This window comes from Thermithiobacillus plumbiphilus (genome assembly GCF_038070005.1).
Classification (GTDB): Bacteria; Pseudomonadota; Gammaproteobacteria; order Acidithiobacillales; family Thermithiobacillaceae; genus JBBPCO01.
On the sequence record NZ_JBBPCO010000008.1, the window covers coordinates 61,302 to 75,027 of the forward strand.

General features: G+C 62.4%; 15 protein-coding genes and 1 tRNA gene. 6 read left to right on the forward strand and 10 right to left on the reverse strand.

The genetic code is table 11. The features are described 5' to 3' along the window. Window positions 1–7: 7 nt before the first annotated feature. Complete coding sequence (locus tag WOB96_RS09025; protein WP_341370966.1) at window positions 8–262, reverse strand: helix-turn-helix domain-containing protein; 255 nt, start codon at window positions 260–262, stop codon at window positions 8–10. Between the two features lie 136 nt (window positions 263–398). Between WOB96_RS09025 and WOB96_RS09030 the strand changes: the two genes are divergently transcribed. Both WOB96_RS09030 and WOB96_RS09035 read left to right on the forward strand, forming a co-directional pair. Continuing rightward, a complete protein-coding gene (locus tag WOB96_RS09030) occupies window positions 399–914 on the forward strand; it encodes a hypothetical protein (RefSeq protein WP_341370967.1) in 516 nt (171 codons plus the stop codon). Window positions 915–917: 3 nt separating this feature from the next. Next, complete coding sequence (locus tag WOB96_RS09035) at window positions 918–2,060, forward strand: tyrosine-type recombinase/integrase (RefSeq protein ID WP_341370968.1); 1,143 nt, start codon at window positions 918–920, stop codon at window positions 2,058–2,060. 72 nt (window positions 2,061–2,132) lie between these two features. On the opposite strand, the gene WOB96_RS09040 is transcribed toward WOB96_RS09035, so the two are convergent. From WOB96_RS09040 to rpsU, 6 genes are all read right to left on the reverse strand, one after another. Then, window positions 2,133–2,209, reverse strand: a tRNA-Ile gene (locus WOB96_RS09040). 93 nt (window positions 2,210–2,302) lie between these two features. Further along, complete coding sequence (gene rpoD / locus WOB96_RS09045; RefSeq protein WP_341370969.1) at window positions 2,303–4,168, reverse strand: RNA polymerase sigma factor RpoD; 1,866 nt, start codon at window positions 4,166–4,168, stop codon at window positions 2,303–2,305. Window positions 4,169–4,276: 108 nt separating this feature from the next. Beyond that, window positions 4,277–6,052, reverse strand: a complete 1,776-nt coding sequence (gene dnaG, locus WOB96_RS09050; RefSeq protein ID WP_341370970.1) for a DNA primase — start codon at window positions 6,050–6,052, stop codon at window positions 4,277–4,279. Beyond that, window positions 6,052–8,376: an endonuclease MutS2 gene (locus WOB96_RS09055; protein WP_341370971.1), complete on the reverse strand. Its 2,325-nt coding sequence runs from the start codon at window positions 8,374–8,376 to the stop codon at window positions 6,052–6,054. The genes dnaG and WOB96_RS09055 overlap by 1 nt, the downstream gene beginning before the upstream one ends. A 33-nt stretch (window positions 8,377–8,409) precedes the next feature. Continuing rightward, window positions 8,410–8,862, reverse strand: a complete 453-nt coding sequence (locus WOB96_RS09060) for a GatB/YqeY domain-containing protein (RefSeq protein ID WP_341370972.1) — start codon at window positions 8,860–8,862, stop codon at window positions 8,410–8,412. Window position 8,863: 1 nt separating this feature from the next. After that, window positions 8,864–9,079 (reverse strand): 30S ribosomal protein S21, encoded by a 216-nt coding sequence (gene rpsU / locus WOB96_RS09065; RefSeq protein WP_341370973.1) that lies wholly within the window; start codon window positions 9,077–9,079, stop codon window positions 8,864–8,866. A gap of 205 nt (window positions 9,080–9,284) precedes the next feature. On the opposite strand from rpsU, the gene tsaD reads away from it, so the two are divergent. Both tsaD and WOB96_RS09075 read left to right on the forward strand, forming a co-directional pair. Continuing rightward, window positions 9,285–10,289: a tRNA (adenosine(37)-N6)-threonylcarbamoyltransferase complex transferase subunit TsaD gene (gene tsaD, locus WOB96_RS09070; protein WP_341370974.1), complete on the forward strand. Its 1,005-nt coding sequence runs from the start codon at window positions 9,285–9,287 to the stop codon at window positions 10,287–10,289. Further along, on the forward strand, window positions 10,286–10,810 hold the full coding sequence (locus tag WOB96_RS09075; protein WP_341370975.1) for a tetratricopeptide repeat protein: 525 nt from the start codon (window positions 10,286–10,288) through the stop codon (window positions 10,808–10,810). The genes tsaD and WOB96_RS09075 overlap by 4 nt, the downstream gene beginning before the upstream one ends. Window positions 10,811–10,830: 20 nt before the next feature. On the opposite strand, the gene WOB96_RS09080 is transcribed toward WOB96_RS09075, so the two are convergent. Continuing rightward, window positions 10,831–11,397: a DUF1003 domain-containing protein gene (locus WOB96_RS09080; protein WP_341370976.1), complete on the reverse strand. Its 567-nt coding sequence runs from the start codon at window positions 11,395–11,397 to the stop codon at window positions 10,831–10,833. Between the two features lie 64 nt (window positions 11,398–11,461). Beyond that, on the reverse strand, window positions 11,462–12,061 hold the full coding sequence (gene plsY / locus WOB96_RS09085; RefSeq protein WP_341370977.1) for a glycerol-3-phosphate 1-O-acyltransferase PlsY: 600 nt from the start codon (window positions 12,059–12,061) through the stop codon (window positions 11,462–11,464). Window positions 12,062–12,132: 71 nt separating this feature from the next. On the opposite strand from plsY, the gene folB reads away from it, so the two are divergent. Next, window positions 12,133–12,489 (forward strand): dihydroneopterin aldolase, encoded by a 357-nt coding sequence (folB, locus tag WOB96_RS09090; RefSeq protein ID WP_341370978.1) that lies wholly within the window; start codon window positions 12,133–12,135, stop codon window positions 12,487–12,489. Next, window positions 12,482–12,976, forward strand: coding sequence for a 2-amino-4-hydroxy-6-hydroxymethyldihydropteridine diphosphokinase (gene folK / locus WOB96_RS09095; RefSeq protein ID WP_341370979.1), 495 nt, complete (start codon window positions 12,482–12,484; stop codon window positions 12,974–12,976). The genes folB and folK overlap by 8 nt, the downstream gene beginning before the upstream one ends. Here the strand turns inward: folK and WOB96_RS09100 are convergent, their stop codons facing one another. Next, on the reverse strand, window positions 12,977–13,720 hold the full coding sequence (locus tag WOB96_RS09100; protein WP_341370980.1) for a pteridine reductase: 744 nt from the start codon (window positions 13,718–13,720) through the stop codon (window positions 12,977–12,979). It lies immediately after the preceding gene. Window positions 13,721–13,726 lie beyond the last annotated feature (6 nt).

The window sequence follows — 13,726 nt, forward strand, 5'->3', positions numbered from 1 at the left end:
CCTCCGTCTAGTGTTCAGATGCTGAAGACCGTGCTTGCGCCGCGCTTGTGAACCTCCCTCCTTCATTTAACCAGCTATCCAGGTCATCCTTGAAATAGAAAACCCGACCCCGCTTGATGAACTTGGGGCCGGTGCCCTCGCTCCGCCATATCGCCAGCGTCTTCTCACTCCGCCCGACATAGGCCGCTGCATTCTTCGTGTCCAGTCGTCCATCCGGCAGCATCCGTACTTCTACCGTCATCATCGTCCCGTGTTCGGCCATGCTAGTTCCTCAAGTTGTGGTTAAAGATGGTACGTGTGATAGAAGTTTATGGATTAAAAATAAGTATTGTCAAACAATACATGTGGTCATAGAATGTCCGGGAAGTTTCCGGATGTTTTGACGCAAAGGAGTTGTCATGGCAGAGAAGAAAAAGGGTGCGGGAGGGAAGCTCAGCCGGTCAGAGACGGTCACTGTCAGGCTTGATCCCAAGCTGAAGTTTGCGGCTGAAATGGCTGCCAGAAAGCAGCGAAGAACCCTGTCCAGTTTTATCGAGTGGGCAGTGGAAGAATCGCTTTCACATGTGGTGCTAAGAACCGGCCCAGGTTGGCAAGAGCATGAGATGCTGACGGTTGCCGGCCTTGTACAACAGGTTTGGGACCCAGAAGAGCCTGACAGGCTGGTCAATCTCGCAATGCACCATCCAGACTTGCTGACCCACGATGAACAACTCGTGTGGAAAGTGATTGTGCAAACTCGTGCATATTGGAAGGACTGGGAATTGGAGAACAGAAGAATCCCCTACATGCCAGCGATTCGGCAAGATTGGGAGTTTATAGCAGCGTTTGCGGCTGGTGACATCGGGATGCATTTGCCAGCAGCTGGTGACAGAGATGAGCGGCTAAGAAATGGCAAGCCCGACCCTGAGGATTAAAATATGCCTCTCAAGTTCAGCAAGTTAACCCGCGATGCCGCCCGCAAGGTTGCGCCTGGTGGCAAGATCTCGGAGCACGGCATCATCTTTGACCGGCTCGCCAATGGGGATGGTCGCTATACCGTGAATATCATGGTGGATGGTCAGCGCATCCATCGGGTGATCGGACTGGAATCTTCCGGTGTGACGCGCAAGAAGGCAGAAGACTTCATAGAGAAGGCCCGCACCGATGCCCGTGAAGGCCGGCTGAATCTGCCCCAGGGCCGGAAAGTTGCCCTTGGCTTTCGCCATGCCGCAAAGCAGTACGTGGAGAAGCTGGCGGAGGAGGGCGGGAAGAATCTCAAGATCAAGGCCCGGCAACTTCGCCAGCATATCAGCCCGTTTTTCGGGGACAAGCCGCTGGCCAAGCTCAGCACCTTTGACGTGGAGCGTTACAAAAAGCAGCGCCTGGACGCTGGCGCGAAGCCGGCCACGGTGAACCGGGAACTGGCGGTGATCTCGCATCTTTTCAGCAAAGCGGTTGAATGGGGCTGGATCAGCCACAAGCCCGCTAAGATCAACCGCAGCCCGGAAGGGAAAGGCCGGATCGTTTATCTCACTACGGAACAGGCCGCACGCCTGCTGGACGCTGCCCGGCAGGATCAAAGCCAGCATGTTTATCCGTTCATCGTGATCGGCCTGGAAACATCCATGCGCCGCATGGAAATCCTGTCTATCCGCCTGGAGCATATCGACCTCGCCAGGCGCGTGATATTCATCCCCCAGGCCAAGGGCGGGGCCAGGGAACAGCCCATCACGCAGAACCTCGCAACGTTCCTGCATGGCTATGTGGACGCTGCCATGCCGGGTCAGGAGTGGCTATTTCCCGCCCAGAAATCCCGGACGGGGCATGTGGTGGCGATTGAGAAGGCATATCGACGCGCCGTGCTGAATGCCGGGCTTGATCCCGTGACAGTGGTCCGGCACACGTTGCGGCATACGGCAATCACGCACCTGGTGCAAGCCAACGTGGACCTGCCCACGGTGCAACGGATCTCGGGACACAAGACGCTTGAAATGGTTTTGCGCTACTCGCATCAGAACGGCGAGCATATTCAGGCCGCTATGGACCTGCTGGAAGACAGGTACAAGCTACACAGGCCCTGACACGATTACACAGGAATTACACAGACGAAGAAAAAGGGCTTGGTGGTGATCCACTCAAGCCCTTGATTTTATTGGTGGGCCCGCTCGGACTCGAACCGAGGACCAAGGGATTATGAGTCCCCTGCTCTAACCGACTGAGCTACAGGCCCTGAAAGAGGCAAGAATACGATAGAGTAAACCCTGGATTGTACCGCAAGCGGCTGCGGAGCGGAAAGCTTTCCGCCCCGCAGGCGGCAATGACCTTACAGCGAGGTGGTTTCCCCTTCGACGAAGCTGCGCAGACGTTCGGAGCGGCCCGGATGGCGCAACTTGCGCAGGGCCTTGGCCTCGATCTGGCGGATGCGCTCGCGGGTGACGTCGAACTGCTTGCCCACTTCTTCCAGGGTGTGGTCGGTGTTCATGCCGATGCCAAAGCGCATGCGCAACACCTTCGCTTCGCGCGGGGTCAGGGTCGCCAGGACTTCTTCGGTGGCTTCCCGCAGGCCGGCACCCAGCGCGGCATCCATGGGCGCCATGGTATTGCGGTCCTCGATGAAGTCCCCCAGATGGCTGTCTTCATCATCGCCGATGGGTGTCTCCATGGAGATCGGCTCCTTGGCGATCTTCATCACCTTGCGGATCTTGTCCTCGGGCATCTCCATGCGTTCGGCAAGTTCCTCGGGGCTGGCCTCGCGGCCCATTTCCTGCAGCATCTGCCGGCTGATGCGATTGAGCTTGTTAATGGTCTCGATCATGTGCACCGGGATGCGGATGGTGCGCGCCTGGTCGGCAATGGAGCGCGTAATGGCCTGGCGGATCCACCAGGTGGCATAGGTCGAGAACTTGTAGCCGCGCCGGTATTCGAACTTGTCCACGGCCTTCATCAGGCCGATGTTGCCTTCCTGGATGAGATCCAGGAACTGCAGGCCGCGATTGGTGTACTTCTTGGCGATGGAGATCACCAGCCGCAGGTTGGCCTCGACCATTTCCTTCTTGGCGCGCCGGGCCTTGGCCTCGCCGATGGACATGAGCCGGCTGGCTTCCTTGAGATCGGTGACGGTCAGGCCGGCCTCGAACTCCAGGCGTTGCAGATGCTGTTGAACGGCCTGGATTGCGTCACGGTGCTCAGCTAGCGTTCCGGCGTAGGGCTTGCCACTGGCGATCACCGCGTCAAGCCACTCAAGCCGCCCTTCATTGCCGGGGAAGCTGCGGATGAATTCCTTGCGCGGGAAGCCGGCATCCTCGACGCAGATTTCCAGCAGCTGGCGCTCCGCTTCACGTACGCGCTCGACCAGCGAGCGCAGGTGCTCGGCCATGACGTCGATCTGCTTGCTGTTGAGCTTGATCTCCATGAAGCTGGCAGCGAGCTCGGCCTGGATGGCCTTGTACTCGGGGCTGCGTACGCCGTGCTGGTCGCGAGCGGCCAGCAGCGACTGATACTTGTCACCCAGGGCCTGGAAGCGCTCGATGGCTTCTTCCATCTGCGGACCCTTGTCCACCGCGGTTTCGCTGTCGCTGTCACTGCTGTCGTCGTCGATCAGCTCGCCATCGGCTTCGCTGTCTTCCTCTTCGAGCGGTGCCTCGTCAGCAGCAGCTGCGTTTTCGACCAGATTCGGATCGATGAAGGCATCGACCACCTCGTCCAGACGGATCTCGCCCTGCATCACCCTTTCAGCGGTCTGCAGCAGGGTTTCGATGGTGGTGGGCACGGTGGCGATGGCGCGAATGGCCTGCTGGGTGCCTTCCTCGATGCGCTTGGCGATCTCGATCTCGCCCTCGCGGGTGAGCAGCTCCACCGAGCCCATCTCGCGCATGTACATGCGCACCGGATCGGTGGTGCGGCCGAAATCGGCCTCCACGGCGGCAAGGGCTTCCTCGGCGGCCTCTTCGGCGTCTTCCGCAGCAGTGGCGGGCGCAGAATCCTCCAACAGGAGCGCCTCCTCATCGGGGGCCTCCTCGAAGACCTCAATGCCCATGTCATTGATCATGGCAATGACATTTTCCATCTGCTCAGCGTCCAGCGCTTCATCGGGCAGGTGGTCGTTGACCTCACGGTAGGTGAGGTAACCCTGCTCCTTACCCTTGGCAATCAAGCGCTTCAACTCTGTGCGTTGGGATTCGCTATCCATGTATCCCTTACCTCTATTACCTGAATGGAAATGGGGCCCGTCTGCGCGGAAACTGACCATTATAACTTTATCATGAATCTATGGTATAGCCCGCTGTTGCAATATATCTCAGCTCTCCTGGCCGCTGCGGCTGGGACGACTGCGTTGCAGCAGGGTGACAAATTCCTTGAGTTCATCCGCATTCAAAGGGTGCTCGCTGTCATTGGCGCGGGCCTTGAGCACCTCGAAGCGAGCTTGGCGGGACAGCTCGTTGAGTGCATCCACGCATCCGGCTACATCCGCTGCAAGCACTTCGGCCTTGCCGTCTTCCGGCCCGGAAAGCGCGCCCAGATCCAGGCTGGCCAGGGCTGCGAGCCGCGACAAGGATGGATGTTCGCTGAACCGGCTAAGCAGTATGGCTGTATTCATATGGGGTGTTTCTAGTACAATATCAAGCATCTGGCACAACAGGCCTATGCCTGGCGCCCTGACCTCCGCCAGCCGCGGGCGGTTGATGGCTTGCCAGGCGCTCTGCTCCGGCAACTGCAAGAGCAGCGCCATGCTGCGGGCCACCAGGGACAGTCGCGTCGGTTTGGCGCGTGACTGGCGCTGGGCTTTGGCCCGCGGCCTGAACTCTTTTTGGATCGGCGCCAGCCCGACAAGTTCCCGCAGGCGCTGGTCATAGAGCTGCTTCAATGGTCCGGGTGGCACCTTGTCCAGATAGGGCTTGGCCAGGCTCGCCAGGCGGGCCCGTTCATCGGTGCGGCTCATGTCCACCTGTTCACCCAGCCGCGCCAGCAGAAAATCCAGCGCCGGTATCGCCTGCTCAAGCTGTGTCAGAAAGCTTTCCCGTCCGGCCTTGCGAACGTAGGAGTCCGGGTCTTCTCCTTCCGGCAGAAACAGAAAGCGCAACAGCCGGCCTTCCTGCAGGGCGGGGAGCGCGTTGTCGAGCGCGCGCCAGGCGGCTTCGCGCCCGGCACGGTCGCCATCGAAACAGAAAACGATTTCGGGCGCGGCGCGGAACAATCGTTCCAGATGGCTGTGTGTGGTTGCGGTCCCGCTGGTAGCCACTGCGAAGCGTATGTCCTGCTGGTGCAGGGCTATGACATCCATATAGCCCTCCACCACCAGCGCCTTTTGTTCTGCGCGGATGGCGTCACGGGCCTGGAAGAAGCCGTAGAGCACATCGCTCTTGTGATATAGCTGAGTTTCGGGAGAATTCAAGTATTTTGGCTGGGCATCGGCCGTCAGTACCCGGCCACCGAAGCCGATCAGGCGCCCGCGATGATCGCGGATCGGGAACATGATGCGATCCCGGAAGCGGTCGTAGTAGCCTTCTTTCCCTTCGCGGGGAATGATCAGGCCGTTACCGAGCAGCATGTCGCGTTCCTGCGGCTTCTGGCCGAATTCTCTGACCAGAAAATCCCAGCGGGCCGGCGCGAAGCCTAGCTCGAACTGGCGGATGGTCTCCTCGTTCAGGCCGCGCTGCTGCAGGTAGGCCAGGGCGGGCGGGTGCTTGCGCAGATGTTCCTGATAGCGCCTGGCGACCGCTTCCAGCTGCTGGATCAGGAGCGGATGATTTTCTGCCGCAGGTTTCGGGCCATCGCTTTCTTCCGGCATGCGCATGCCGGTCATCTGGGCAAGGTCGCGAACCGCCTCGGGAAAGCTCAGCCGCTCATATTCCATGAGAAAGCCGATGGCGTTGCCATGCGCATGACAGCCGAAGCAGTAGTAGATCTGCTTGTCGGGGCTGACGTGAAAGGAAGGGGTCTTTTCCTGATGGAAGGGGCAGCGGGCCACGTGATCGCGTCCGGCCTTTTTCAGGGGCACGCGGGCATCGATCAGGCTGACCAGGTCGCAGCGGGCCAGCAGTTCATCGATGAAGGCCTGCGGGATGCGGGCCATTACTGGAGTTCCACCTCGGTCACGCCGGCGCCCCCCTGTTCCGGTCGCGCCAGGCCAAAGCGCAGCACGCGCGGGTCCTGGCGCAGCAGATCCCGCACCATCTCGGCCAGCACGCCATTGCCCGTTCCATGCAGGATGCTGATCTGGCGCAGGCCATGTGTATTGGCGTCATCCAGGTAATTTAGCAGGTTTTGCAGGGCCTGCTCGCGACGCTGGCCGCGCAGGTCGAGTTGCAGCACCGGGTCGGCGGCGGGCAGGCTCACGCTGGCGGCCACGGGCTTTGGGGTCTGGTTCTGGGCGCCAGCGCGGGGCTCGAACTGGGCCAGACGGCCCCAGAGCTGCTTGCCGCGCACATCCACCTGGATGCGGTCATGGGCCTCATCCACCTGCAGCACGGTGGCGGGCAGGCGGTAGGGGTGAAAGATGCCGCTGTCGCCTGCCTGGGGCTGGCGCTTGGTCTGAGGGCTGGCGGGCCGCGCCGGACGCTGAAACTGCTTGTCCATTTGCTTCAGGGTTTCGTTGGCCCCAGCCGTGTCGCGGCCGTGCTTGAGCTGGCGAATCCGCGAATTGACCTGGCTGCGCGCTTCCTGCAGGGTCTGGTTCCACTCGCGCAGGGTTTCCTCGTAAGCACGGTCCCGTTCCGCGGCGGCCTGCTCAGCATCCTGTTCGGCCTGGCGGCGCTGGTTTTCCGCCGCTGACAGGGCGCTCTGGGCATCCTGACGGGCGGCCTCCGCCTGATTCAGGATCTGGTCGCGCTCCCGCACCAGGCGCTCGGCCTCGCTTTCCTGCTCCTGCAGCAGTACGCGCGCGCGCCGGGTGATGCTGTCCGGCAGGTTCAGGCGCTGGGCGATGTCGATGGCATGGCTCTCGCCGCTGATGCCAAGCTGTAGCTGGTAGGTGGGACGCAGTGCTTCCACATCAAAGCGCATGCTGGCGATCTCGGTGGCGCTTTCGCGCAGGGCATAGTGCTTCAAGGCGTCGAGATGGGTGGTCACCAGGCTCAGGCTGCCACGATCGCGCAGGGCCTCGGTGATTGCCGTGCCCAGCGCACCGCCCTCGCGCGGATCGGTGCCGGAGCCAAGCTCGTCGAGCAGTACCAGGCTGTCCTGGCTGGCATGGTCCAGGGCCTCGCGCAGGCGCAGCAGTTGTGCGGAAAAGGTCGAAAGGTTGAGCGCGATGCTCTGCTCGTCGCCAATCACGGTCAGGATGCGCGGGAACCAGCCGCAACGCCCGCGCGCCGGTACGGGCAGCCCCAGATAGCTCATGGCATGGATCAGCCCCACGGATTTGAGCAGCACCGTCTTGCCACCGGTATTGGGGCCGGTGATGATGAGCTGGCGTTTGTGTTCGCCGAGGCTGAGATCGGTCGGCACCACCTGTTCGACGCCAAGCTGCAGGCACAACAAGGGGTGGCGCAATTCGCGCAGTGCAAAGGCGGGCTGAGGGGCCAGTTCCGGGAGTTCGCCGCGATAGCGTTCGCCGAGCAGGGCTCCCGCCCGCAGGCCATCGAGCTGGGCAATGTCGGCCAGCCGGGCCTCCAGGAGCGGGGCGGATTCCCCCAGCAATGCGGTCAGGTCCTGCAGGATGCGGATGAGCTCGACCCGCTCTTCCTGCTGCTGGGCAATGAGCTGATTGTTGAGTTCGATGGTGTCGAGCGGCTCGACGAACAGGGTTTCGCCACTGGCGGAGCGGTCGTGCACGATGCCGCGCACCCGCCCCTTGTGACTGGTGCGCACGGGGAGTACGTAGCGCTCGGCGCGCAGGGTGATGAGCTGCTCCTGCCAGGCCTCGGCCAGATCGCCCCGGCCCAGCAGGCCCTGCAGGATGCGCCGGATCTCACGCCGGGTGGCCTGTATCTGGCGTCGCACCCGGGCAAGCTCGGTCGAGGCCTGATCCTTGATCTGACCATCCTCATCCAGGCTCTGGCGCAGGCGCTCGGCAAGGTTTGTGGGTAGATCGAAGCGACTGGCCAGCTGCTGGATCAGGGTTTCCGGCTCGGCCCGCAGCAGTGCCTGGCGATAGTCGCGCAGCGCCTGCAGGACCTGGACCACGGCCAGCAGGTCGGCGGCATCCAGCCAGGCCCCGGGCCGCTGGGCGGCCTGAAGCAGGGGCTGGATATCGGGGAGTTCCTGGGCGGGTAGGTCCTCGCCGGCGCGGCGGAAATCCATGAAAGCGGCGGTCCAGCGCAGGCCGGTTTCCGCTTCTTCGAAGCTGGTCGCGAGCTGGCGGGCGGCTATGTGATTGCGGCCATAGACATGGCTGGCCAGCGCCAGCCAGTAAGTACGCAATGCCGGAAGGTCAATGCTTTCCAGGTGATCGTGCATGACCGTTCATTTGCGCTTGACAGCGCGAGAGGCTTAACCGAGATTGGAGAGCGATGCCTTGATCTTGGCGCTCACCTGGCCCATGTCGGCGCGACCCTGCAGGGTGGGACGGAGCTGGCTGATCACCTTGCCCATGTCCTTGGCCGAGTTGGCCCCGGTTTCGGCGATGGCGGATTCGATCAGCGCGTCGATCTGGGATTCGGAGAGGGGTTCTGGCATGTAGGCCTGGAGGATGGTGTTTTCCGCCAGTTCCTTGTCGGCCAGATCCTGACGCCCGGCATCGGCGTACTGGCTGGCGGCTTCCTTGCGCTGCTTGATGAGCTTTTCGACGATGCCGAGCACCTGTTCGTCACTCAGCTCGATGCGCTCATCGACTTCGCGCTGTTTGATGGCGGCCAGAAGCATGCGGATAGTGAGCAAGCGCTCACTATCCTTGGCCCGCATGGCGGCCTTCATGTCTTCGGTGATACGCGCCTTGAGGCTCATATCAGTACATGCGTACCAGACGTTGCTGCTGGCGGCGGATGCGCTTCAAGGTGCGCTTGCGGGCAGCGGCGGCCTTGCGCTTGCGCTCTTCGGTCGGCTTTTCGTAGAACTCGCGGCGGCGGACCTCGGAAAGCACGCCGGCTTTCTCGCAGGAGCGCTTGAAGCGACGCAGGGCAACTTCAAAGGGTTCGTTTTCTTTCACTCGAACTGTTGGCATGAATTGGGGTTACCTTTCAAAAATTGGGCTATGGTATTTTCCAGAATCGCGCATTATAGATAGCCCATTTGCGCATGTCAAAAAGCTTTTGGTCTGATGCGGCGCGGCCTGTCCCGACAGGGGTTGATTTGTGCTAGTTTGACTTGAACATGCGCCCTTTGGCTGGGTCGAATGCGGGAAATTCTGGAAGATAGCGAGTCTAAACATGCAGGTACTGGGAATCGAGAGTTCATGTGATGAGTCGGGCGTTGCGCTGTTCGATACCGAGCGAGGCTTGCTGGCGGAAGCCTTGTACAGCCAGATCCCGATTCATCAGGTGTATGGGGGAGTGGTGCCGGAACTGGCCTCACGCGATCACGTGCGGCGCCTGCCGGGCCTGATCCGTCAGGTGCTGCACGAGGCAGGCGTGGAGCGGCCGGATGCCGTGGCAGCGACCGCGGGCCCGGGTCTGATCGGGGCCTTGCTGGTGGGGGCCACCCTGGCGCGCACGCTGGCTTTCGGCTGGGGCGTGCCGGTGATCGGCGTGCATCATCTGGAGGGACATCTGCTCGCACCCATGCTCGAACCCGAACCACCGGCCTTTCCCTTCGTGGCGCTGCTGGTATCGGGCGGGCACACCATGCTGGTGCAGGTGGATGGTATCGGCCGCTACCGGATTCTGGGGGAAAGCGTGGATGACGCCGCCGGTGAGGCCTTCGACAAGACGGCCAAACTGCTTGGGCTGGGCTATCCCGGCGGACCGGCGATTGCGGCACTGGCGGAGCAGGGCAATCCGGCGGCCTATGCCCTGCCGCGTCCGATGCTGGACCGGCCAGGCCTTGATTTCAGCTTCAGTGGCCTGAAAACGGCCGTGCTGCATCAGGTCAAGCGCTGGGAGGGGCAGGGGTCAGCGGTACAGATCGCGGATCTGGCGGCCTCCTTCCAGGCGGCGGTCATCGATACTTTATACGGTAAATGTCGCCGGGCGCTGGAACAGACAGGGTTGCAGCGACTGGTGGTGGCGGGCGGAGTGGGGGCAAACCGGCGCTTGCGCGAGCGGCTGCGGGACTTGCCGGCCACGGTTTACTATCCACGCCCGAGTTTCTGCACGGACAACGGCGCGATGATCGCGCTGGCTGGGGCCTTGCGCTTGCAGGCTGGCGAAAGCAGCTCCCCGGATTTTCCCGTCCGTGCCCGATGGCCCCTGGAACATCTGGAGGTTCCTGCATGAGAGAGCAAGTCGGAGAAGGTTCCCTGATCGAGATGCAGGTCGAGTGCGACGAGGATTTCCGCACTGGACTTGACTGGCAGCAGACCGGCCATCTGCAGGAGGCGATCGCCTGCTACCAGCGCTCCCTGGCGCAACAGGAGACCGCGGTGGTCTGGACCTTTCTGGGCTGGGCCCAGGCGGAGAGCGGTGATCACCATGCCGCCGTCGCTGCCTGCAAGCACGCCATCCGCATCGATCCGGAGTTTGGGCATGCCTGGAATGATCTGGGCGCATATTTCATGGAGACCGGGCGGGTGGATGAGGCGCTTTTTGCGCTCAGGCGCGCCTTGCGTTCGAAGTGTTTCGACAGCCCGCACCTGGCCCACATGAACCTGGCGCGCTATTACCTGCACCAGGGCAAGCTGCGGCGGGCCTACGAGTCCGCGCGGGCGGCGCAGGAGTATGCGCCGGGCTATCGTCCGGCGGCCAAGCTGGCCGAATGGATCCGGGAACGGATGGAGGCCTGGGAGATCTGGGACTGATGCCTGCGTGATGCCGCGGGTTAGCCCCTGTCCTTGTCGCGGGTTTCCTGCCGCACTTTCTGCTTGATGGTGTCCATCCGGTCAAGCACGACCTCGGGCTGGACATCATTGGCAAGTTCGGAGAGCTCCGGATTGCGGGCAGCGTCGATCTCCATGTGCTGGGCCATGGCCGTGACGAGTTCGATCAGTCGGGTGACTTCGTGTTCGGCCAGCAGGCTGATCTGCAGGTCCAGGTCTGCGCGTTTATCGGCCTGCTTCGCCATGCGGTTCTGGGTGATGAGCACGAAGGTGGACAGGAAAATTGCCTCGACCGAGGCGATCATGGCCAGCACGACGAAGCTTGGGTCAAAAGGGCGGATTCCAGGCATCCAGCCAAGATTGATCACAATCCAGCCGCCGAACAGCAAGAGATGCAGGTAAACAAAGGTCATGCTGCCGGTGAATCGGGTGATGGCGGCCGCCGCCCGTTCCTGCCAGCCTTCGTGGACCTGCTCCTCCTGGTAGCGGGTCAGAAGGGCGCGGATGTTGCGTTCCATGATCCGTGCCAGACCGCTGCCTGATTCCTGATGCCCTGTGCCCGTATTCATGCCATTTCTCCTTGGCGGCCATCTTACGGGAGTTCGTGCGCGTTTTGGCGGGGCGAAGGTCGGTTCAGGCCTTCTCGCCGATGCGCTTTTCCGTGCCGGCCAGGATACGCTGGATGTTGTCCTTGTGGCGCCAGAGCAGCAGCACAGCGAGTATCAGCGAAAGCAGCAGGAAGGGCCTGCCGGGCAGCAACCACCAGGTGAGCAGAGGGGCTGCAACTGCGGCGCTCAGGGCGGCCAGGGAGGAGATGCGAAAGAGCCTGGCCATGGCCAGCCAGACGAGAGCCAGCGCGAGCCCCAGCAGGAGCGATAGCGCGAGATAGATGCCCAGGCCCGTGGCGACGCCCTTGCCGCCCCGAAAGCCGAAAAACACCGGAAAGAGATGCCCCAGGAAGGCGGCGAGCGCCACGGCCGCGAGCGTGCCGTCATCCGCACCCAGTCCGCGCGCCAGCAGCACGGGTAGGATGCCCTTGAACATGTCGCCCAGTAGGGTGAGCACGGCCGCCTTCCTGCCGCCCAGGCGCAGGACGTTGGTCGCGCCCGGATTGCCGGAGCCCTGCGAGCGCGGGTCGGGCAGGCCGAGCGCGCGCGCGACCAGCACGGCCGTGGTGATGGAGCCAATCAGATAGGCGGCAAGGATCAGGAAGGCATTTTGCATGATCCACATTGGAATGGTTTCCCGGGATGCCGTCAAGGGGCTGCATCGCTTATAGTGTGGCTTTCTGACAAGGAGTGGCTATGGATCTTCTGTTTTTGCGCGAACTGAAAATCGAGACGGTGATCGGGATCTATGACTGGGAGCGCCAGGTCCGCCAGGCCATACTGATCGATCTGGACATGGCGGCGGATGCGGCGAAGGCCGCCCAGAGCGATCAGGTGGAAGACACCATCAATTACAAGGAGATCGCCAAGCGCCTGATCGGCTTTGTCGAGTCGTCCAGCTTTCAGTTGGTCGAAACGCTGGCGGAGCGCATCGCCGGCATCGTGCTGGAGGAGTTCGGGGTACGCTGGGTGCGGGTCACCATCCACAAGCCCGGTGCGGTGCGTGGTTCCCGCGATGTCGGGGTCATCATTGAGCGGGGCCAGCGTGACTAGAGCGCTGCCGCTCGTTTATGCCGGTCTCGGGAGCAATGTGGACCGGGAGCGGCATCTGCGGCTGGCGCTCGATGCCCTGCGCGCCTGTGTCGGTCCGCTGAAGCTTTCGCCGGTTTACGAAAGCGCGGACAGCCGCTTCGGAGGCCCGGCCTTTTATAATCTGGTGGTCGCCTTTCATGCGGACCTGCCGCCCGCGGCGCTGCGCAACCGTTTTCGCGATATCGAGGCCCGGTGTGGTCGGACCGCGCGCCGGGGCGAAACCTTTCCCCTGGATATCGATCTGCTGCTCTATGGCGATCTCGCCAACGAGGATCCGCGCCTGCCACACCCGGATATCCTGAGCAGCGCCTTCGTGCTCAAGCCCCTGCGAGATCTTGCGCCGGACCTGCGCCATCCCGCCACCGGCAGGACGCTCGCCTGGCACTGGGCCGCCTTCGATCAGCTGGCGGCCCGGGACCTGAAGCCGGTCAGTGTCGATCTGAGCTGATCAATACACGCTGCGTCCGCCATCGACCGCCAGCACCTGCCCGGTCACGTAGGGCGCATCGAAGATGAAAAAGGCAATGGCTTTGGCCATGTCCTCGGGGCTGCCGGCGCGCTTGAGCGCGGTCTTGGCCAGCACCCGCTGGCGGGTGTCCTCGGCCGGCTGAGAGCCATCCGCCCAGAGCGCGACACCGGGGGCTATGGCATTGACGCGAATCTCCGGCCCAAGCTCCTTGGCCAGTGACTTGGTCAGCATGATGATGCCGGCCTTGGAGATGTTGTAGGGCAGATAATTGGCCAGGGGCCGGTCACCATAGATATCGGCGAGATTGATGATGCAGCCCTGGCTGGCACGCAGGTAGGGAATGGCCGCCTGGGCGAGAAAGAAGGGCGCGCGCAGGTTGGTGTCCAGCAGTTCCTGCCATTGATCGGGCGTCACCCCCTCGACGGGTGTGGGGTAGAAGGCCGATGCGTTGTTGATCAGGACATCCAGCCGTCCGAAGTGAGACGCTACCTGATCCACCAGGGGCGCGAGGGCGGCGATGTCCCGCAGGTCCGCCTGCAGCGTGAGCACCTCGATCCCGTATCGATCCCGAAGGCGGGATGCCAGCAGCTCGGCATCGCTTGCGGATCGGTTATAATGGATCGCAAGCTGCATGCCGCGCGCGGCCAGGTGTTCGGCAATGCCGGCGCCTACCCGTTTGGCGGCCCCGGTAATGAAGGCCACCTTGCCACTTGTCTCAGTCACTGCCAC